This window comes from Pristimantibacillus sp. PTI5 (genome assembly GCF_048572955.1).
Taxonomy (GTDB): domain Bacteria; phylum Bacillota; class Bacilli; order Paenibacillales; family Paenibacillaceae; genus Pristimantibacillus.
Genome location: NZ_CP183886.1, coordinates 4,662,600 through 4,683,262, shown reverse-complemented (window position 1 = coordinate 4,683,262; position 20,663 = coordinate 4,662,600). Strand labels below are relative to the sequence as shown.

Sequence of the window (20,663 nt, the reverse complement as noted above, 5' to 3'; positions counted from 1 at the left end):
TAATTGCCTCCTTTAATTTAACCCTTTTGAGCGGGTGTTTAAGCAGAGAATGACCCATAAGCAGCGGTTCTCCCCTTAAACTCCCGCTCAAAGCGGGATGTGGAAATAGATTTTGGTTACTACTTTGCGTTGCCTCTGTTTAAGGCCGTTACGCCTGTACGCGAAAGCTCGCGAATGCCGTAGGGCTTAAGCAATTCAACCATAGCGTCGATTTTCTCCGTGTCGCCGACTACTTGTACCATAAGCGAATGAGTGCCAATGTCAACAACCGCTGCGCGGAAGGTTTCAACTACGCCTAGAATTTCCGGACGGGTTGCGGGCTCTGCATTCACTTTGATAAGCGCAAGCTCGCGGGCAACCATCGGATTGGAGCTCAGATCGATCACTTTAATGACATCAATAAGCTTGTACAATTGCTTCGTAACCTGCTCGAGGGTATGGTCATCACCTGAGGTGACGATGACCATACGCGACAAGCCTGCTTCTTCGCTGGAACCAACCGTAATACTTTCAATGTTGAAGCCGCGGCGTCCGAACAAGCCGGAAACGCGCTGCAGAACGCCGGGCTGATCGTTAACGATTACTGCGATCGTGTGCTTTTTCATTCCGCATCCCCCATGATCATTTCGTCGATGGTGCTTCCTTGCGCAACCATTGGGTACACGTTCTCTTCTTTGCGAACGACGAACTCAACAACTGCCGGACCAGGATGACGCAGCGCCTCTTCCCATACAGCACGTGCGTCTTCTTTGTTCGTAGCGCGGAAGCCTTTTACCCCGTAAGCCTCGGAAAGCTTAACGAAGTCAGGGCTGCCCGAGAGATCGATATGGCTGTAGCGGTTTTCATAGATCAGCTCCTGCCACTGACGAACCATCCCAAGCACCTGGTTATTGATGATGACGACTTTAACCGGAATATTGTTGATCGCGCATATCGCAAGCTCCTGCGCACACATTTGCATTCCGCCGTCACCATTGATTGAAACGACTACGCGTTCCGGGTTCGCCATTTGAGCGCCGATAGCGGAAGGGAATCCAAAGCCCATCGTGCCAAGGCCCCCTGAGGTTACCCATGAACGAGGCTTATTGAATTTGTAATACTGCGCTGCCCACATTTGGTGCTGGCCAACGTCAGTCGTTACGATCGCATCGCCGTTTGTCGTTTCGTGAATCATCTCGATAACCCATTGCGGCTTCAGTTCATCCTCGGAATCCTTGTAGCTGAATGGATATTGCTCACAAGATGCTTTAAGCTTCGCACGCCAATCGTCCGCTTTATCCGCACGCTTAGCTTGCTTGTTCACTAGCTCCAGAACCGTCTTCACATCGCCTACGATCGGAATGTCCGTCGGCACGTTTTTGCCGATTTCCGCAGGATCGATGTCAATATGAACGATCTTTGCAAGCGGCGCGAAGCCTGAAAGCTTACCGGTAACACGGTCATCGAAGCGGGCGCCGATATTAATAAGCAAATCAGCGCTTTGAATCGATTTGTTAGCCGTATAAGTACCGTGCATGCCCGGCATGCCCAGGAACAGGTCATTGCCGCTTGGGAATGCTCCCAAACCAAGCAAGGTCGTCGTAATCGGTATTTGCGTCTTCGTTACGAACTCGAACAGCTCTTCGTGGCCGCCAGAGTATACGACTCCGCCGCCAGCCAAGATAAGCGGACGCTCGGCTTGTTCAATGGCCTTAATGAGCTTGTCGACTTGATTCTTGTTTGGCGATACCGTCGGGTTATAGCCGCGGATGCTTACTTCCGTCGATGGCTTGAACAATGTTTTAGCCGCCGAGATATCTTTCGGTATGTCAATCAATACTGGGCCTTTGCGTCCAGTGTTGGCAATATGGAATGCTTCATGAATAATACGCGGCAAATCCTCAACATCGCGTACCAAGTAGCTGTGCTTCGTAATCGGCATTGTAATGCCGGTAATGTCGGCTTCCTGGAAAGCATCGCTTCCGATCAAGCTGGAAATGACATTGCCCGTAATCACGACTAACGGCACAGAATCCATGTAGGCCGTCGCAATCCCCGTAACGAGGTTCGTTGCTCCCGGACCTGACGTTGCGATACATACGCCTACTTTACCGCTTGCGCGGGCGTAGCCGTCTGCTGCGTGAATAGCTCCCTGCTCATGGCGGGTAAGTAAATGATTGAAATCGGGGTTTCCGTGCATCGCGTCATAAATGTACAACACTGCTCCGCCAGGATAGCCGAATACACAATCTACACCCTCAAGAAGTAGACTTCTTAGCAAAATTTCCGAACCGGATATGACCTCGGGCTTCGAGAGTCTTTCCTTCATTTCCTCTTTTGACTTCAGTGTTGCACCTTGCGTTACCATCAGTCATCCTCCTCTCAGAAAAAAACAAAAAAACCTTTCGCTCCTCATGCTTCAAAAAGAAGCAACGAGGGACGAAAGGTATATCTTCCGTGGTACCACCCAAATTTGTTATACGTCTCCCGATGTATAACCTCCACAAGTAAGAACGTCGTGCACATACGTTCATACTATTGGCACTTTAACGCTTGCCTTGCGATTTCCCCTATTAGGCAACAGCATTCGTTGTTGCTTTTCAAGGAAACAGCTCCGAGGTGAGCTCGTAGAAAAGGGATTTTGGCGATGGTTGCAGCTAATCCATCCGCTCTCTGTTCAAAAGGGCCCTAAGCACTTCGTCCTCATCATTGCTGATTTTGTATTTACCACATGGTGCGTACACCGGTACGTGGTAGATAAGACTTTCTTTATTATATGCCGTGAATCCTCGTTCGTCAAGAACCCTAATGATTCTTCCTGCAAATTCTAATTGGCGCATTCACAGGCAAATGCACATATACTATTTTAGCCCCCAAACGGCAAACTCATGCAGCGTTCCTGTCGTCCGGCGCCGCAGAAATGGAATGATGGATATGATTCGACTTTATGACCCCAGGCTGGATCAGGCCGAGGTGGTGCGCCTTATACGGAACGAGCTTATTCCTTTATCCCATACGGTGCACCAGCTTGATGCCCAAACGATCCGAGAGCTCCCTAAGCGCTTCCGCCGCGGCGTTACTTATGTAGCATCCTTATCAAAGAAGAGCCCACCTGTCTCCTTCCTTCATTTTGAAGTAATGGGCGAGGTCCTTTATTTAGATATGATGGTCACGCATCCCGATCACCGAAACCGGCAATGGGGCAGAAAATTAATGGCTCATAGCGAGGCTTACGGCAGAACGCAGAACTGCAAGGTTGCCAGACTGTTTGTGGATCAGGTAAATGATAAAGCTCATCATCTCTATAGCAAGCTTGGCTATCACACCGTCCGCTACTACCCTGATCTACGCTGCTATGAGCTGCTTAAGCCGCTCACCCCGCCATGATCATCTATCCGCCATTAATATCCGTTGTATCCTTGGTTGCCGTATCCGCCGCCATAACCGCCATAGCCGCCGCCGTACCCGCCGCCGTCGAAGCAGCATTGATTTTTAAAGTTGTTGTTGCAGCAGCCTCCGCCGCCGAATCCACCGCCAAAGAACGGAAGCGTACCGATTGCAAGAAGATCAAACAAAACGAGAGGCAAAATAGCTTTCGTTTGTACGACTTTTCCCTTTTCATTCTCTAATGGAGCAATGATCAGTTTATTTTGGTGTACCTTAACGAGCTTGCCAGTGACGACAGAGCCGTCTGGACGAACTGCATAAATGGATTTGCCGATCAGTTTCCGTACGTCTTGTTTGGAAACGTTATGCATAGAAATCCCTCCTTTCCTGTTGTCCTTCAGCATATTCAAGGAAAAGAGCATTCGTCTGTTTGTTTGTCCTCTGCCGCAACAAATGTGCGAATGCATCCTTTAGCCATTAAACGGGTGAAATGGACAAGGCAATACAAAAAAGGCTGCCCAACTCATCGAATAGATGACTTGGACAGCCTTTATATGTGATTAACGCCTACGCGTTAATTTTTTCTTTTGCAATGCCTGCAAGGGAGTTGAACGAAGTCATATCGTTAACTGCCAGGTCAGCAAGGATTTTGCGGTTAACTTCTACGCCCGCAAGCTTCAAGCCGTGCATGAATTTGTTGTACGAAAGTCCGTTGATGCGAGCTGCCGCGTTAATACGAACGATCCACAGTCTGCGGATGTCACGTTTTTTGTTGCGACGGTCACGGTATGCGTACATAAGGGACTTACCAACTTGCTCCTTCGCTGTTTTAAACAGGCGATGTTTCGAACCGAAATAACCTTTAGCTAGCTTTAGAATTCTTTTGCGACGACGAGTGCGGACAAATCCGCCTTTGACTCTTGCCATGAATGGAAACCTCCTGTAGGTTGAATTAGCTTATTTGTTGTAGCTTATTATTACAAGTTAGAAAGGCCTTGCTTCAAACGACGAACGTCGCCAGCAGCCATAAGCGGTTGACCAGCAAGCACGCGTTTTTGACGACCGGATTTGTGTGAAAGCAAGTGGTTACGGTAAGCTTTGTAACGTTTTACTTTACCAGTTCCAGTAATTTTAAAGCGGTCTTTCAGACTGCTGTGAGTTTTCATCTTAGGCATATCAGTTATCCTCCTTAAAGTTCTTCATCAGTTGTTAGCTGTTGGTTTTGGGTGCCAAAATCATAATCATGCTCCGGCCTTCCAGCTTAGGAGCGCGCTCAACGCTGCATAATTCGGCAACCTCTTTTGAAAGACGATCCAAAATCTTTTGTCCCAGAGACGCATGCGCAATCTCACGGCCGCGGAATCTGACGGATGCTTTCACTTTATCGCCTTCATTGAGAAATTTGACAACGTTACGGAATTTCGTTTGGTAGTCGTTTTCATCAATGTTAGCACGGAACCAAACTTCTTTAAGATCAACGATCTTTTGGTTTTTACGAGCTTCTTTTTCTTTCTTCTGCTGCTCGTAACGGAACTTTCCGTAGTCCATGATCCGGCATACCGGCGGCTTAGCCGTCGGTGCGACGTTCACCAGGTCCAAATTAAGTTCAACCGCCATCTGCATAGCATCACGAATCGATTTAATACCGATCTGCTCACCTTCAGCGCCTACAAGCCGTACTTCTCTGGCCCGGATCTCATCATTGATTTGATGTTCTCTGCTAATAACGTGCCACCTCCAAAATTGGTTTGTTTCATGTCTCCACGCAATAAAAAAATGCGGGTTCGTTAGAACCCGCATCTCATAACCGTACATGTATGTCAGAGCACTATTTCGGTAGAAATAATGGAATGACTAATCGATTATCGCGAACCAGCCAGCCGTAGCCGAAAGGTGAGAAGCGGGCGCTTCTGCTTGTGCGTCATTAAGTTAGTTGAAAATGTTACCGTGTTACTATACCATGGCCCACAAAGCCGTGTCAACCGCTTGCGAAAAGATTATCGAAACTCTGTTCGCTTCCCACATCATTATTTGCTTTGCACTTCTTCGATCCGAACGACGCGGGTATGCTGCGTGTGGCTCCACGTTTTGTTGTTCTGGGTAAAGAAAGCGTAAAACGTTATAGGCCACCAAGAGATAAGGAAAAACGGAAGCGTAAGAAGATGAGCATACATTTTCCACGATTTCACTTTCTCAAGCATAAGCGCCAGCGGGAATTGGATAATGCCGGCTGCCGCCGCGATTCCAACCGTCCACCATGGCAAATAGTTATAAAGCGAATCCAAATAGTTCGTCGAAGGAATCGCAATATCGATCCACATTACAAGCGTCAAGATAAAACCAAGCAAAGTATTATAAACCGAAACCGTGTAGATCGCCGAATCGAATTTCACGAAGTTGCGTTCCTTGATGCTTGCCCACAGAAGCGGAAAAAAGTAATTGCGCGCTACGTTGAAATGCCCCTGCATCCAGCGAAGACGCTGCCTTGCCGAAGCTTTGAACGTTACCGGCTTCTCGTCATACACTTTGGCATCGTAATTCAGGATCGGGTAAATGCCCCGCTGTACGCAGCGCATTGAGAATTCCAAGTCCTCTACCAAGCTAGTCGCGCCCCAACCCATGTCCTTGAGCAGCGCCGATTCGAAACACATCCCGGTGCCTCCAAGGAAATTGCTCATCTTCAGGTTAGTTCTGGATAGCTGCCACAAACGGTTGCAATACCAGTACGTGATGCCGTATGCCGCGGTAACCCAAGAATCATCCGGATTCTTCGTATCCAAATACCCTTGAATCACTTGATGGCCCTCGCATAAATCATTGTTCATCAATTGCAGGAAGTCCGGGTTTACGAGATTATCCGCATCGAACATGACAATCGCATCATATTGACGAGGCATAGCCCATAGCTCTTTCAGCATCCACTCAATTGCATATCCTTTGCCGCGCAGCAGCTGATTGGTTCTTTCGCAAGCATGAACCCCGTGGCTGCGGCTGATGTCTGCCGTTCCATCCGTACAGTTATCACAAATTACAAATATATCGTATAGTTCTTCCGGGTAATCCATCTTTTTTAAATTTTCGATAAGCGCGCCGACAACTTTTTCCTCGTTGTGTGCTGCCACTAAAACCGCAAACGATTTTTGTGGCGCGTGATGCTTCCGGCTTTTGTTTTTCATCAGGCCGAAAATAGAAATACCGAACTGGTAAACCGCAATCAACGCCATCACGATTTGAAACGCGATAAAAATAATACTTAGAACCATGCGATACTGCCCCCTTGAGACCCCATTTTTTTGCTTTTTTTCAGCATTCTAGCACGGCTGCTGCAAGCTTTTTATTATATTTTCTCTCTTTGTATGAGTGTTTCTCTGCAAACACTCGCGGACCTTTATTGATTCTCCACAGAAACAACTTCTTTGTCAAAAGTTGAATTAGTCTCCATTAGGCTTAATCTAGGCAGAAAAACGCTTGCATAGCGTACGAATGGACGCATAACCTCCTTTTACGACGACTCAGCCTTATTTTCAACCATTTACTGACTTTTTAGCACTAACGTCCTTATTTACGAGCAAAGACAGGAAAATGTTTCTTTAATTGTACCCCCACTATGTGACGAACAGGTGAACACGCCTTTCTAGGTTCGACATATTTTGCGGGTCCGACAAGTTCTGCCAGAACGCCTTAAAATATGTCCATTACAGTTTTACCATCAACTGCACAAAATTAAACAGTAAAACACAATCAATATTTATTCTTAGGTTTCATGGGATTTCAATAGCGTTATTCATTACTAAATGCTTCGGCTGCGCAAGCCACACAAAATGCTTTTTAAATGTTATAATACTTACTTATCTTTAATATGTGGACAAGAAATAGTTTACGCCCCGCTTACAAAAACATGTTAAAATTAAAAATATCTCACAAATGAAATGAAAAAGTAAGCCACCGTTAGGAGGATGACAGCGATGGAACGAATGATAGGCTGGCTGAAAACGAGTGAGCAAAAAATGCTGATTTGGGTAAATCGTAGACCTTCTGGGGGAAAAAGACATCGTTTCCTTAATAAATGGTTAAGCACGGTCACACATATGGGCGGCGCTACCTTTACGCTTGCAACCGCCCTTCTATATGCACTGCTCGCACCTGCTCCTTGGAGCCTGACCGGATGGCAATGCTTGACGGCCGTCATCATTAGCCACCTGCCGGTTGCAATCGTTAAACGAAAATTCAAGCGGCTTCGGCCTTATCAGGCGCTGCCTGGTGTCAACACGGGGCATAATCCGCTTGTAGACTCGTCCTTTCCATCCGGCCATACGACGGCGATCTTCGCTTGGCTTGTACCTATTTTGCTGACAAGCGGCGTATGGCTGAGTTTACTGGTGCCGATAGCTTTAATCATCGGAGTATCCGTCGGCTGGTCAAGGATGTACCTCGGACTTCATTATCCATCGGATGTTGCCGCGGGCGCACTGATTGGATCAGTGACTGCCCTCGCGGTCAACTATTCCTGGGTCGGATCGGCTGCAGGCATTAACTAATTATCCTCGCCATCGGAATCATTCAATTCTGCTTTGCTTGCTTCTTCTTCTTCCTTGATCGATTTTTCCTGTTTCGCCTCACGATGCTTCCGCAGCGCCTCAGAGCCGATAACGGCTTCGACCCGATAAATGTTTTGTCCTTTTTCCATGAACTTCATCTCATATTCCGTAAACACAAGGTCCTCTCGGGGACCTTCTTTGTGTAAATGGAGCGAAATATTGCGCATGACCAGCTCCATTTCCGCAAAGCTGTTCAACGAAAACTCAAATAGCGATTGGGAATCCGTCTTAAAATGGATCTCGCCCCGTTCATTGAGCAGCTCGATGTACTTGGCTACAAGCCTAGGATGCGTAAGTCTCCGGCGCGCATGCTTGCTCTTTGGCCACGGGTCACTGAAATTAAGATGAACGCGTTCAATTTCTCCAGGTGCAAACATCGTCTCAATACCCTCGATATTAGCGCGAAGCAGCGCGAGGTTCGGCGGATGCGACTCCCCTTTTTGTTCCCATACGATGCGTGCTTTCTCGCTTGCGCGGCGCAGAAGTTCATCGTACATATCGACGCCAATAAAATTAATATGCGGATAACGGGCGCTCATTTGACTAATAAAGCGGCCTTTGCCCATGCCCAGCTCTACGTAGATCGGCTGGTCGTTTCCAAAAAACTCACGCCATTTTCCTTTGTGGGGCGCAGCATCCAGCACGACTAGCTCCGGCTGTCCCTCAAGACTTTCACGAATTCCTTTTCTTCCTCTTAAACGCATATGCAGTGATTCCTCCATTTATCGTAGACGATGCAACGAATAGACTAGTTCTTATTGTGCCCAACAATTTGTGCATTGTAAAGAGGAATGAGCAATCGGTCCAGTTAATGAAAAAAAGCCGCGACCAGTTACTGGCGGCGCGGCTTTCCTCTTGTTAATGTTCTTGTATGTTCTTGTATGTTCTTACAGCAGAAGCTGGTAAGGGATCGGGGCATTTTCTTGCAGGTCACGCTCGTAAGTTTCAACCAATACTTCATTAAGCTTCTTGCGGGCGGAAATTTCTACGCCGTGGTTATTGTGAAAACGGACACCCGTAAGCGCCATCAATTCTTTAATTGTTAGTTCGACCGTAACGGTGTCGTCGCCGTGTGGAATTTTGGACATGTTATTCATCTCTAATCACCTCATCGATTTATTGTAAAAGTATTTCCATTTAATCGACGTTTCATGAATGCAAGTGCAATTGGGCTATGTCAGGTTTATTTGTTGTTTTGTCGCACTTTTAATATAACACCTCATGTAAGGTTATGCAAGCCCAAAATGCTCCATTTCAAAAATAATTTCCAATTAAAGCGGTTTCCGAACATTCGATAACCAATCCGAGATCAAACGTGGCTTTTCCACTCGTTTTTCGTTAAAATATAGGATGTACGTCTTGAAAAAAGGGGAAAACGATGATCGAATTAAATGCCTCGCCGCAGCAGCCAGTGCTCTGGGGTGATAAACGCTTTCATACATGGAATTACGAAATGCGGGAGCAGTTTGGCGGCAAAGTATTCAAAGTAATGCTGGATGCCGGATTCACCTGCCCGAACCGGGACGGTTCTATCGCAAAGGGCGGCTGTACATTTTGCAGCGCGCGCGGATCAGGCGATTTCGCGGGAAGCCGGCGGGATGATTTAGTCACTCAGTTCAATAACATACGCGACCGCCAGCATCAGAAATGGCCGGACGCGCGGTACATCGGTTATTTCCAGGCTTATACGAATACGTATGCGCCCGTTGAAGAGCTGCGCGAGTACTATGAGGTTATTTTACAGCAGCCTGGCGTTGTTGGCCTATCGATTGCAACTCGCCCCGATTGCTTGCCCGATGACGTTGTCGATTATTTGGCTGAGCTGAATGAACGCACCTATCTTTGGGTAGAAATGGGTCTGCAGACCGTGCATGAATCCACCTCGGAGCTTATTAACCGGGCGCATGACACGGCGTGCTATTTGGATGCGGTGCAGCGTCTTCGTGCACGCGGGATACGGGTTTGCGCGCATATCATTTACGGCCTTCCGCAGGAAACGCATGAAATGATGCTGGATACCGGCCGCGCCGTAGCGAAGATGGATATCCAAGGCATTAAAATTCACTTGCTTCACCTCATGCGCAAGACGCCGATGGTTCGCCAGTATGAAGACGGACTTCTGCAATTTCTGGAACAGGATGAGTATGTGAAGCTGATAGTGGATACGCTCGAGTTTCTTCCGCCCGAGATGATCGTCCACCGGCTTACCGGGGACGCGCCGCGCGATTTGCTGATTGGTCCGTTGTGGAGCTCTAGGAAGTGGGAAGTGCTTAATGCTTTCGACGATGAGCTGAAACGCCGGAATACGTGGCAAGGCAAGCTCTGGCATCCGGAGGTATAGGTAAGATGGAGCATAGGAACAAGATTATATCGCCAGGACCGTTCAAAGGAGGCAAGGCATGGGCTTTCTATCCGTTTTAAGCATGGCTCATAAATGGATCGCCGAGCGCACCTCGCCAGGCGATATCGTAATCGACGCAACTGCCGGAGGCGGCGTCGATACCTTAATGCTGGCCGGACTAGTTGGGCCCAAAGGCACCGTATACGCCTTCGATATCCAACAGGAAGCGCTCGATCGTACGCGTGGGCGCCTCTCTTCTCTCCCGCAAAACGAGCTTCCTGAAATAAAGCTTATGCTTGAGAGCCATGCAAGGATGGCGGAGGCTGTAGACCGTTCAGCCATTGGACAAGTCTCAACGGTAATGTTCAATCTCGGTTATTTGCCCGGAAGCAGCGATCTCACGATCATCACCGAGCCCGCTTCGACACTTGCGGCGCTAGATGCCGCGATCAGCCTGCTGCGTCCAGGCGGCATTGTGACTTGCGTCTTGTATCCGGGGCATCCTGGGGGTGCGGAGGAAGCCGCCCGCGTAGAGGAATGGGCGGCTCAGCTGCCCCAAGTCTTAGCGCAAGCTGTTATTTACAGGCAGCTGCAGAGGACCACGGCCCCATATTTAATCGCGATAGAAAAACGGCCGAATCCGGCTAGGTAATTCGTTACTAGTTTCCCGAACGAAAGGACGCTATTATCGAGTGTGATAGGCCGAAATATCAACCATACATATAAAAAACATGGGAGAGATGACAAATGACAGTTAAACCTTATCCATTGCAATTTAAACCGGAGATGAAAGAGCGTATTTGGGGCGGACGGGCGCTGGAGGGCTTCGGCCTTGAACTGCCGGAGGGTTCCATTGGCGAAGGATGGATGATCGGCGATCACCCGAACGGTACGACTAAGGTGATGAATGGCGAGCTTGTTGGCGTCGGTCTTGATCAAATTCGCGAGTCGTATGGACCGGTGTGGTTCGGCACCCAGGGCTTCTCCGAGAAAAACGGTCGTTTCCCGCTGCTGATCAAGCTTCTGGATTGCAATGATGACTTATCGATTCAAGTCCATCCAACCGATGTTTACGAAGGACTTCCTGCAGGTGAGCTGGGTAAGACAGAGATGTGGTATATTCTCGATGCGAAGCCAGGCGCGAAAATTATCTATGGCCTAAAAGACGGCGTGGACCGTGCAGCCATGGAGGCCGCAATCGCCGAGGGCCGCATTATGGACACGCTGCAAGAAGTATCCGTAGAAGCCGGCGATGCATTTTACATCCCAGCGGGAACCGTTCACGCACTCTGCTCCGGCGTCGTAGTTGCGGAGATTCAGCAAAATTCAGATACGACCTACCGTTTGCATGATTACGATCGCCCCGGACTTGACGGACAATTGCGCGAGCTGCATATTGAAGATTCCCTCAATGTCATCGCCTATGAGGGCGCTGGCGCACAGCGCATGAAGACGGATAATGCCGTGGCTGGAGAGTGGCTGACAATCGCTAGCTCTCCTTACTTTATCGTAGAGAAAGGGATTGTATCGGCACCTTGGTCGCTGTCCACTTCGCTTGAGAGCTTCGTCATCCTGGTGATCGCGGAAGGCGAAGGCCGATTGAAATGGGCAGACGGCGAACAATCCGTCAAAGCAGGCGAATGCTTCCTCCTTCCTGCTAACCTCGGTGACTACGAGCTTTCAGGCAGCATGACGGTTCTCCGCAGCGTTGTGCCTGCTTCCGAATAAATAAATCTTCTCCGTCTAAGAAAAAGAACCGCCGCCCCTGCGAAACTTGAGGGCGGCGGTTCTTTTATATTTTTCCGATACTAAAAAGCCAAACTAGCTTTGCAGAGCCTTCTGCTCCGCCTCCACGGTCAACGTGAACGGACGCGGCTTCGGCTTGCTGCTGCCCGCCTCGAGCGCATAAAGCACGACAAGCAGCGTATGCCGCTCCCGAACGACCTCTCCCGAAGATAGGAATTCGGCAAGATCGAATGGCAGCTTCTCGATAACGGCATGCTTATGAAGCTCTTTCTCTCCGAAACCTAAAGCAGCGAACGCAGGAGATACATCCTCGGGACGTTCTGCCAAGCGGCGCATCCAGCCGCTCCATATGGACTTGTCCATCGTAAATTCCCACCAGGTCTTACGCGGTTTATAGTTATGATTAAGGAAATAATCATATTTCATAAGCCCCAGCACCACGTCGGAATCAAGCCGTGACCCAGCGATCGCGAGCACTTCGTCGAAGGTAAAGGAGACTTTCTCCGAATCCTCCTGCGGTGCCGGCAAGGATCCAACAGCCTTCTTGCCGGAAAGCGGAAGCGATTCGAGGAACGCCCAAAGCCGCGAGTACAGATCTTCCAGCTGATGGCCGATCTTTTGCCAGCCGCTCCGCTCCCAGAAATCGCCGAACGCTTGGAAAAAGTCAAAGGGCGAAGGAAACACGCGGTCAACCAAATAAAGAAGCGTGTGGTCCATCCGGTGCGCATTCCAATATTTCTCGAGCACGTCCTCTACCCGTTTGATCCGGACGATATCGCCGAATGGCATGAGATCATTGCCAAGCATTTCATACGGCGATCTGTCCATATAGATGTAACCCCATTTATCCGCTTCGCGGCGCAATCCGGTACCGCGCAGCATTTTGAGAAAGCCAAGCTGAAGCTCCTCGGGACGAAGCTCGAACACATCATTAAACGTTCCGCGGAACGTATCGTAATTTTCAAGCGGCAGTCCGGCAATCAAATCGAGATGCTGATCGATCTTTTGCGAATTTTTCACCTTCATTACGGTACGTACAAGCTTCATCCAATTTTGCCGGCGCTGAACCGCTTCGTTTGTTGGATCATTGGTCGATTGCACGCCGATTTCAAAGCGGAAGATGCCGGCAGGCGCATTTTCGGCCAAATAGTCAAGCACCTCGGGGCGCATAATGTCAGCCGTAATTTCAAACTGGAAGACGCAGCCTTGATGGTTTTTGATCAAGAACTCAAAAATCTCGAGCGCATAATCCCGTTTGATATTAAAGGTCCGATCAACGAACTTAATGAGCTTCGCGCCTTTTTCGATTAAATACAAAATATCCGCCTTCGTCCGCTCCATATCATAATAACGGACGCCAACCTCGATGCTGGATAAGCAAAATTGGCAGCTGAACGGACAACCGCGGCTTGTCTCAAAATAAACGACACGGCTTCCCAAATGAGGAATATCCTCCTTAAAGCGGTGCGGGGACGGCAGCTCGTTCAAGTTCAATTTCGGACGCGGTGGATTAATAAGAACCTCGATGCGATCCTCGCGCTGCTTCCGGTAGGTGATCCCAAACACCATATGGTATTTGCCGTCGCCTTCGATCTCCGTCAGCAAATGGTGGAAGGTCTCTTCGCCTTCCCCGACCACGATAAAATCAACCTCCTGCACGCGCTCCATCCAGTAGTCCATATCATAGCTGACCTCGGGACCGCCCAGTATGATCTTGATCTCCGGCATGATCTTCCGCAGCATGTTGATGACCGTGATCGTTTCCTCGATGTTCCAAATATAACAGGAGAATCCGACGACATCAGGCTTCCGGGAAAAAATATCCGAAACGATGTTCATGACCGGATCTTTAATGGTGTACTCCGCAATATCGATATCGAATCTATCGCCGCTGAATGCCTTTAAACAGCGCAGCGCAAGCGATGTGTGTATAAACTTTGCGTTTAAGGTGGACAGTACCACTTTCATAGCATAACCTCTCTAACTTAAGCATTTGCGTATTCTGCGGGACGAGAGCATCTCACCGCGCATTAGCAAGATGCCTTCTATTGTACAGAAAAAAGAGGAAAAAAAGAAGAGGCATCCCTTTCCGCGTATCGCGGCCTGGATGCCTCGCCTCACTTACACTCTTACTTTAATAAAAAGCTCATTTTTCAGCTGCATATCGATGACAGGGAAACGAACCCGCCATTTGTCGCCGCCAAGGGAGGAAACCTCGCCTGCGGCAAAGCCGCGCGGTTCAAATCCGTAATCGCGCTGGTAAGAAATGACGACTTGGATCTTATCGTCAGGCAGCATGGCATGGAACTCGTATCCAAGGTTAATCGCCCAAAGGCGTAGCTCCTGTGCCGATGCTGCCCCATAGTACATATAGAACAAAGGATCTATGTCAGCAGTAAGCACCAGCCAGCCGGAGGAGTCACGCTTTGCCTCCCACTTCGTGAATGCCGCCTCGCCTTCCGTCGTTGAAAGCGAACCATATTGCTCCTTAAGCAGCTTCTCGATATCTGCCAGAGGCGCGCCCACCAATGTAGTTGGCAGACTGGATGGTAAAAATGCCGCGCTCGCCAACTTTTTGTCCGTCACTTCGCTGTTCAGGCTGGCAGCATGAATAATCGATACGGCGAAGTTTAGGTCGGCGTTCGTGCCGGAGTAGCCAAGCGTCGTAATGCCGATCAGATCACCGAATTCGTTGAATAATGCACCGCCTGAGCTTCCGTGATCGATTGGAGCGCTTGTCTGGATGTATCTTATACCGTCTTGGTAGGTAATATTGCTGATCAAGCCGTCGGAGACCGTGTTCTGCAAGCCTAGCGGGCTGCCGATGGCAACAACCTTGCCGCCCTTGTAGGAATTTAATCCGTAGCCCAAAGTAACAGGAGCAATATCCATGGGCTCGGCTGTTTTAATGATAGCGAGATCCGCATTCTCATCGTAATTAACGACGCCGGTTATTTTCAGCTCTTCGCCATTGACCGTCAGCGCAGTGGCCGACGCTGCGTCCGCTATAACATGATGATTCGTAAGGATCAGATTTTCTCCGATGACGACGCCGCTGCCTTGCGCGCGGTTCGTCATGATCAAAACGACGCTCTCGTCGAATTTATCTACAATTTCTTTGCTTGTCAGCGTTGGCAGGTTTTTCTGCTGTTCAAGCCATTCCTCGTAATCTGCATTTTCGGCAGCTTCTTGGGAGGTGATGCGAACGGCCTTTGCAGCTTTATCCCATTTTACCGTTGCGTTAAGAGATTCGGCTATGAAGCGAGCAGGCACAAACGTAACGCCCTTGCGAACGATTGCCGGAGCATCGAGTTTAACCGTATTGCCGTTAATGACCGCTGTGTTCTTGCCTACTTGAAGAGAAATCGATAAATAGCCTTTTCGTCCGATAATCGTGCCCGTCTTGCTCTCCCATGTAACCGACGCGCCAAGCGCCGTAAAAATATCGCGCATAGGCACGAAGGCAACGCCCTTCTCTGTGTACGCTGCAGCCGATAGGCTAAGCTTCTTGCCGTCTACAACAACCTGTAATTGCTGAACCGAGGACACAACCGCTTTGTTCGCAGCGCCGGCCGCCGCTGCGGAACTTCCGCTGAGCCCTGGCAGCGGAGCAAGCAATAAGCCCGCTACGAGCAAGGGACTAAGCAGGGACTGAATAAGTTTTGTTTTCACGCGATTAGTTCCTCCAACCTTTTCCATTTTCACCATATGGTATATCTATCAATAATCCTACCATTCCTGTTCGTGCTTTGTCTATCAATCCCGCTTTGATAGAGCGTGCCTGAATGATAAATAGAAGATTAGAACTGAAGCCTTCACTCATGGTATAGTAGGAGCATTGAATCTAGGAGGTTTTTTAGCATGCACAGAGGAAAAAAGCGGGGAGCTCCTCAAAAACAAGCAGACAAGAGCAAGTCCTATCCGGTTACCGAACCGATAGAGCTGCTTCCTTTTCTAATAAAAAATATATCCGGCGCCGGACGGAACGTCGTCAAATCGATTTTGGCGCATGGGCAGGTATCGGTTGGCGGCAAAGCGACCACGGCATACAACTATCCGCTTCAGCCGGGCCAGACTGTTACGGTAGGCAAAGAGCGGCCCCAAGAAAAGCTGCCGCTGGAAGGGCTCGCTATCCTGTTTGAGGATGAGCATCTCATCGTCATTAAGAAGGAAGCCGGGCTGCTTTCCATTTCGTCTGACAACGCGCCGGAAAATGAAATTACCGCCTACCGTCAGCTAACGGCTCATGTACGGCTTGAAAATCCGAAAAACAGAATCTTCGTCGTGCACCGGTTGGATCGCGATACCTCCGGAGTCATGATGTTTGCCAAGAGCGAGGCCGTTCAGCAGCAGTTGCAAAATACTTGGCAGGACACCGTCCTGGAGCGCATCTATGTCGCGCTGGTAGAAGGTTGCGTTAAGAAAGAAAAGGGAACGATTTCTTCGTGGCTGAAAGAAAGCAAGACGCTCAAAATGTATTCAAGCGCATACCCGAATGACGGCCTGCACGCGGTTACCCACTACAAGGTGCTTAGCGCAAACAAAAGCTTCTCCCTTCTCGAGGTCCAGCTCGAAACGGGCCGAAAAAACCAAATCCGCGTGCATATGGAAGACATCGGACATCCTATCGTCGGCGACAAAAAGTACGGTGCGCGCTCGAGAACAATCGGCCGGCTTGGCTTGCATGCGCGAGTCCTTGCTTTTACGCATCCCGTCACAGGAAAACTGGTCCGATTCGAAACCGAAATCCCGAAGCTGTTCCTAAAGCCGTTCCACGTAACCGAATAACAGGAAAAATAAAAAGCATCGGACGCTTAGCTAAAGCGGCCGATGCTTATTTTTGTTATACTACTATGGATATTTATTCAAAAAAACAGGAGGTACCGGATATGCCACATCTATTATTCCGCGGCGTCGCAGCCGAGCAGCTGCAAGCCGTCGCCGCGCCGCTTGCCGAAGAGCTTGCCGCGATTTGCGAGTGCGGCACCGATAATTTCACAATGGCTTGCCTGCATGCGACAAGCGTTTTTGGCAGCCTGCCCGGCGAGCCTGCTTTTGCGTTCATTGAGATTGGCTGGTTCGAGCGCGGGAAGGATGTCAGAACCCGCTTCGCGCAAGCAGTCACCCGTTACGTGGGGCAGCTCAGCATTCCCGAAATCGAGATCGTGTTCCACGCCTACCGCGAGGACAGCTATTATATCAACGGCGAACCGGTCGAGGAGTGAAAATGGCGTTAAGCCATTTTCCTACCTTTTCACCGTCGGCTGAATCGTCCACTCCACCTCGTCGATATTTATCCAGCCGGAGCCTCCGGTAAAATAAACAGAAACCGTATCCTGCTCGGCAACCGACACGGCAGGCAGCCGAATTCCCTCAAATTGTTCATGGGCTTGGATAGGCTGCTGTTGTACGCTCACTCCATTAATGGAAACCCCGATCATCCCGCCCTCCGCGTTTGCGCTCGCTTTGGCTGATAGGATATACTCACCGGCAACCGGGCTAACAAAGGTTTGGGAAGCGCGATGCTCGTTGCCAGGATCCACGTACATCAGCTTTGTCCCGCTATAAGGCCGATTCGTACCAATGCCCGCACCGGATGTAAACGACCAATACTGACGATCCTCCTCAAATCCGCCATTTCGGAATGATTCATGAACCGCGGCAGCCGATGGCGTTCCTTTACCGCTTACGACCGTGTAATGCTTGAATTTCTTGATTTTATAACCCGATTCTTCACTCGGAATCACATCGCTGTTCGAAAAAATATAAACGGCGTCTTCATTCGGCCTAAGCTGAGGCTGCTCAAAATAGTACCTGCCGAAGGATCGGACAAATTGGAAGGCGCCCCCGGGATTTACGTAATCGACCGTCTCGAGAAATTGCCGCGGATGGATTCGCTCATAAAATAATACGTAAATATAAGGCATCATGACCTCATCCGTCACGTAAATCCGGCCGTCCGTCTCATCCGAAGCGTATTGCACGGCCTCGCCAAAGGATTCAAAAAAAAGCGGACTGATTTGTTTCGCGTACGAAGTGAAATAATATCCGCAGAAAGCAACAAAAAAGATCGAAAAAGCCGTGATCGCGATGACAAATGAGTATTTAATCTTCATATGCAGCCACATTAAGCCAGCCACGGCCAAAAATACCGTCGGATAAAAGATAATGTTGATTCGATTGATATTCACGTCCGTAATCAGCGTCATCAGAAGGGCCGTTCCGAACCAAATGGCGATAATCGCCCTTTCCGCTTTAAAATGCTTAATTAATTGATAGCCCCCGTAAAGAATTCCGATCCCGATCAGCGGCAGTGCCAGCGGATACATATAGCCGAACTTAGGAATCGCGTTCCAAAGCAGACCGTCGCTTTGCGTGAGATACATTTTCAAAAACGGTTTGAAATGCTGCGCGAGCATCGATAAAGCATGGCCTTCGAATGCCGTAGATACCTGCTCTACGCGTGGAACTGTAAGCTTCGGAATAGAGAAAAGAAATCGCATGGCCGGCATTTGGTAGCGGTTAATTAGAAGAAACAAGCCAATAGGCGCCGCAAGAATGAGGAAGGCAGCACTATTCCAAAGCAGTACGCGCGGCCTAAACATCTTAGCTGCAATAAGAAGCGTCACGACGCCCAGCGCAAACACCGGGACAAAAAAATAGGCCGTGCCGTATGCGTATAACGAAGCGGCCAGCGTAACCGTAAAACCGATCAGCCATTTGGGCTGTTGGAAGGCTTTAAACAAAAAAAAGACGGCTAACAGCACAAGCGAAGGAAAAAGATTCGATTCAAGCGCCCACCTGGACATCATGATGTGCCAAGGGCAAATGACGATCAAGAAAGCCGCCGCAGCCGCAGCAGGCTCTCTCTTAAATATATGCTTCGCGATGACGTAGAAGATCACCATACTGATAAGCCCGAACAAAATACTGACCATGCGGACGGATAAAGGGGTTAAACCGAATAAGTAAATGAACGGCATGGACAAGTAGGCATAAAGAGCATTTTGTCCGCTCCCCCACGCGATCAAATGAATCGGAAGCGAAATGCCGTTGCGGTCGATGCCATAATGTAGGATGGAATAGGCTTCATAACCGATCGATGCCTCATCCTGGTTTAAGCCTCCCGGAATAGAACCCGCATAGAGAACCCTTACTGCCGCGCCTATGAGAAACAGCATAACCATCCGTTTGTTTTGTTTTATCCAGTTATAAAAACGAATCATTGCTTGTGGTCACCGTTTCTTGTTGTAGTGTCAGACTGTCTAATCGGATAAAGAAAAAAGAAAACCAGTGCGATGAGCAAAGCGATAAACGGGATGATGCTCAGCATCGAACGAATGCCCCACACAGCAGCCTCCGCCTGCACGGCATCTTTTACATAACCGGTACCCTCCAAAATAATGCCGAGTACGACGGCCTGCAGCGAAACGCCCCATTTGACGATAAAGCCATTCATGCCAAAGTACATGCCTTCCCTGCGCACCCTTGTCCGCTTCTCGTCTTCATCGATAATTTCGGACAAAAGCACATCCAGCAAAACGAGCAGCCCCGCCAGGCCTATGCCGATGGCAGCAGCTGCAGCAGCCGCCGCAGCAACGCTTGATACGAATAGAAAAGGAATCATAGCAAGCGCATATATGCCGACGGCAGTAATGACCGTTTGGCGCGCGCCCCATTTTTGAACCAATCTCCCCCATACGTAGACGCAGGGTATAGCGGCAATAAAAATTGCGCCTAACAATACCGTATTGCTTTCATCTCCGGCACCGAGCACGTATTTGGTAAAGAAAGGTATCGCAGCGGGCAGCATGGCGAAAGTAAATTGGACGAAAAAACTGCCGATTACATAGAATACGAACGCTTTATTAGAGAACGTAAATTTCAAAGACTGGAGAAATCCGATTTCTTCCCGTTGAACGACCATCTTCTCTTTGCTGGCCGACACCATGATAACCAAGAATAGAAGCGCAATCCCTGCAAAAATTGCCCCCATCGGCCCCCAGCCCAGCTGGCCGTAAACGAGCGGCGGCAGCGCTACGCCTATGATCATTCCCAAGATGCCGAACATCTGCCTCCAGGAAGATACGGATGCCCGTTCCTTCATCGTCGTAAACATCTCCGGAAATAAAGCAGAATAATTCAAAACGACCATAACAAACAAAATATCATATAGCAGCACGACCGTTAAAAAATACCAAAATAATGTCATGCCTGTGCCGACTGGAAACCATATCGCCGTAAACAACGCCGCCAGCGGCACCATGCCAAACAGCATATAGGGTACGCGTCTGCCAAAGCGGCTGCTTGTACGGTCCGAAATATGCCCGAACAACGGATTTAACAAGGCGTTAACGATGCCATGAATGACCATTGCCGCACTGATGAGCGCGGGCTTTACCCCCAGCACGTCTACGTAATAAAAAACGATGTACGAAGCAAAAGCCTGTGCGATCAGGTTAACCGATAAATTACCTGAGCTGTACGCTAGTTTCGATTTGAAGCTTGGAATAGCCATGGATAACACGCTCCCGGTACGATGAAAGTCTATCAAATAGGGTAGAAATAACTCTCTCATCTTACCGTATAAACCCTTATTATTCCATAATTAA

The 20,663-nt window shown here is 49.1% G+C and carries 20 protein-coding genes and 1 other annotated feature; of the genes, 7 read left to right on the top strand and 13 right to left on the bottom strand.

Features of this window, described 5'->3' with window-relative positions; translation table 11 throughout:
* Window positions 1-119: 119 nt before the first annotated feature.
* Complete coding sequence (gene ilvN / locus ACN6MW_RS20965; protein ID WP_364144026.1) at window positions 120-605, bottom strand: acetolactate synthase small subunit; 486 nt, start codon at window positions 603-605, stop codon at window positions 120-122.
* Window positions 602-2,347, bottom strand: a complete 1,746-nt coding sequence (gene ilvB, locus ACN6MW_RS20960) for a biosynthetic-type acetolactate synthase large subunit (protein WP_419871902.1) — start codon at window positions 2,345-2,347, stop codon at window positions 602-604. The genes ilvN and ilvB overlap by 4 nt, the downstream gene beginning before the upstream one ends.
* Before the next feature lie 566 nt (window positions 2,348-2,913).
* Between ilvB and ACN6MW_RS20955 the strand changes: the two genes are divergently transcribed.
* Entirely contained in the window at window positions 2,914-3,366 is a 453-nt protein-coding gene (locus tag ACN6MW_RS20955) for a GNAT family N-acetyltransferase (RefSeq protein ID WP_364144031.1), read from the top strand.
* 14 nt (window positions 3,367-3,380) lie between these two features.
* Here ACN6MW_RS20955 and ACN6MW_RS20950 read toward each other — a convergent pair whose 3' ends face one another.
* From ACN6MW_RS20950 to ACN6MW_RS20930, 5 genes are all read right to left on the bottom strand, one after another.
* Window positions 3,381-3,737, bottom strand: coding sequence for a hypothetical protein (locus ACN6MW_RS20950; RefSeq protein ID WP_419871901.1), 357 nt, complete (start codon window positions 3,735-3,737; stop codon window positions 3,381-3,383).
* Between the two features lie 196 nt (window positions 3,738-3,933).
* A complete protein-coding gene (gene rplT / locus ACN6MW_RS20945) occupies window positions 3,934-4,293 on the bottom strand; it encodes a 50S ribosomal protein L20 (protein ID WP_054028358.1) in 360 nt (119 codons plus the stop codon).
* Between the two features lie 50 nt (window positions 4,294-4,343).
* Window positions 4,344-4,541 (bottom strand): 50S ribosomal protein L35, encoded by a 198-nt coding sequence (gene rpmI / locus ACN6MW_RS20940; protein WP_053374531.1) that lies wholly within the window; start codon window positions 4,539-4,541, stop codon window positions 4,344-4,346.
* Window positions 4,542-4,575: 34 nt separating this feature from the next.
* Window positions 4,576-5,181, bottom strand: coding sequence for a translation initiation factor IF-3 (gene infC, locus ACN6MW_RS20935; protein ID WP_414698837.1), 606 nt, complete (start codon window positions 5,179-5,181; stop codon window positions 4,576-4,578).
* Window positions 5,131-5,288 (bottom strand) — a sequence feature (ribosomal protein L20 leader region). Its footprint overlaps the gene before it by 51 nt.
* Window positions 5,289-5,393: 105 nt before the next feature.
* Window positions 5,394-6,629 carry a glycosyltransferase family 2 protein gene (locus tag ACN6MW_RS20930; RefSeq protein ID WP_419871900.1) on the bottom strand — a complete coding sequence of 412 codons (1,236 nt, stop codon included), beginning with the start codon at window positions 6,627-6,629 and terminating at the stop codon, window positions 5,394-5,396.
* 702 nt (window positions 6,630-7,331) lie between these two features.
* Between ACN6MW_RS20930 and ACN6MW_RS20925 the strand changes: the two genes are divergently transcribed.
* Window positions 7,332-7,904: a phosphatase PAP2 family protein gene (locus tag ACN6MW_RS20925; protein ID WP_419871899.1), complete on the top strand. Its 573-nt coding sequence runs from the start codon at window positions 7,332-7,334 to the stop codon at window positions 7,902-7,904.
* Here the strand turns inward: ACN6MW_RS20925 and trmB are convergent.
* Window positions 7,901-8,668 (bottom strand): tRNA (guanosine(46)-N7)-methyltransferase TrmB, encoded by a 768-nt coding sequence (trmB, locus tag ACN6MW_RS20920; RefSeq protein ID WP_419871898.1) that lies wholly within the window; start codon window positions 8,666-8,668, stop codon window positions 7,901-7,903. The genes ACN6MW_RS20925 and trmB overlap by 4 nt on opposite strands.
* 183 nt (window positions 8,669-8,851) lie before the next feature.
* The gene (locus tag ACN6MW_RS20915; RefSeq protein ID WP_364144045.1) at window positions 8,852-9,061 is read right to left on the bottom strand and encodes a hypothetical protein; all 210 of its coding nucleotides are present in this window, start codon (window positions 9,059-9,061) and stop codon (window positions 8,852-8,854) included.
* Window positions 9,062-9,342: 281 nt separating this feature from the next.
* On the opposite strand from ACN6MW_RS20915, the gene ACN6MW_RS20910 reads away from it, so the two are divergent.
* The 3 genes from ACN6MW_RS20910 to ACN6MW_RS20900 all read left to right on the top strand — a co-directional run bounded on the left by ACN6MW_RS20910 (window position 9,343) and on the right by ACN6MW_RS20900 (window position 12,033).
* Window positions 9,343-10,305: a TIGR01212 family radical SAM protein gene (locus tag ACN6MW_RS20910; RefSeq protein WP_419871897.1), complete on the top strand. Its 963-nt coding sequence runs from the start codon at window positions 9,343-9,345 to the stop codon at window positions 10,303-10,305.
* Window positions 10,306-10,363: 58 nt separating this feature from the next.
* Window positions 10,364-10,957, top strand: a complete 594-nt coding sequence (locus tag ACN6MW_RS20905) for a class I SAM-dependent methyltransferase (RefSeq protein WP_419871896.1) — start codon at window positions 10,364-10,366, stop codon at window positions 10,955-10,957.
* Window positions 10,958-11,052: 95 nt separating this feature from the next.
* Window positions 11,053-12,033, top strand: coding sequence for a type I phosphomannose isomerase catalytic subunit (locus ACN6MW_RS20900; protein WP_419871895.1), 981 nt, complete (start codon window positions 11,053-11,055; stop codon window positions 12,031-12,033).
* 93 nt (window positions 12,034-12,126) lie between these two features.
* On the opposite strand, the gene ACN6MW_RS20895 is transcribed toward ACN6MW_RS20900, so the two are convergent.
* Both ACN6MW_RS20895 and ACN6MW_RS20890 read right to left on the bottom strand, forming a co-directional pair.
* The gene (locus ACN6MW_RS20895) at window positions 12,127-14,019 is read right to left on the bottom strand and encodes a B12-binding domain-containing radical SAM protein (protein ID WP_419871894.1); all 1,893 of its coding nucleotides are present in this window, start codon (window positions 14,017-14,019) and stop codon (window positions 12,127-12,129) included.
* 153 nt (window positions 14,020-14,172) lie between these two features.
* On the bottom strand, window positions 14,173-15,723 hold the full coding sequence (locus tag ACN6MW_RS20890; RefSeq protein WP_419871893.1) for a stalk domain-containing protein: 1,551 nt from the start codon (window positions 15,721-15,723) through the stop codon (window positions 14,173-14,175).
* Window positions 15,724-15,912: 189 nt separating this feature from the next.
* Here ACN6MW_RS20890 and ACN6MW_RS20885 point away from each other — a divergent pair, with 189 nt between their 5' ends.
* Together ACN6MW_RS20885 and ACN6MW_RS20880 are read left to right on the top strand one after the other, a co-directional pair.
* Window positions 15,913-16,839: an RluA family pseudouridine synthase gene (locus ACN6MW_RS20885; protein WP_419871892.1), complete on the top strand. Its 927-nt coding sequence runs from the start codon at window positions 15,913-15,915 to the stop codon at window positions 16,837-16,839.
* A gap of 101 nt (window positions 16,840-16,940) precedes the next feature.
* Window positions 16,941-17,276, top strand: a complete 336-nt coding sequence (locus ACN6MW_RS20880; RefSeq protein WP_419871891.1) for a DUF1904 family protein — start codon at window positions 16,941-16,943, stop codon at window positions 17,274-17,276.
* A 21-nt stretch (window positions 17,277-17,297) separates the two neighbouring features.
* On the opposite strand, the gene ACN6MW_RS20875 is transcribed toward ACN6MW_RS20880, so the two are convergent.
* The gene (locus tag ACN6MW_RS20875) at window positions 17,298-19,277 is read right to left on the bottom strand and encodes a glycosyltransferase family 39 protein (protein ID WP_419871890.1); all 1,980 of its coding nucleotides are present in this window, start codon (window positions 19,275-19,277) and stop codon (window positions 17,298-17,300) included.
* Window positions 19,274-20,569, bottom strand: a complete 1,296-nt coding sequence (locus tag ACN6MW_RS20870) for an MFS transporter (protein WP_419871889.1) — start codon at window positions 20,567-20,569, stop codon at window positions 19,274-19,276. The genes ACN6MW_RS20875 and ACN6MW_RS20870 overlap by 4 nt, the downstream gene beginning before the upstream one ends.
* Window positions 20,570-20,663 lie beyond the last annotated feature (94 nt).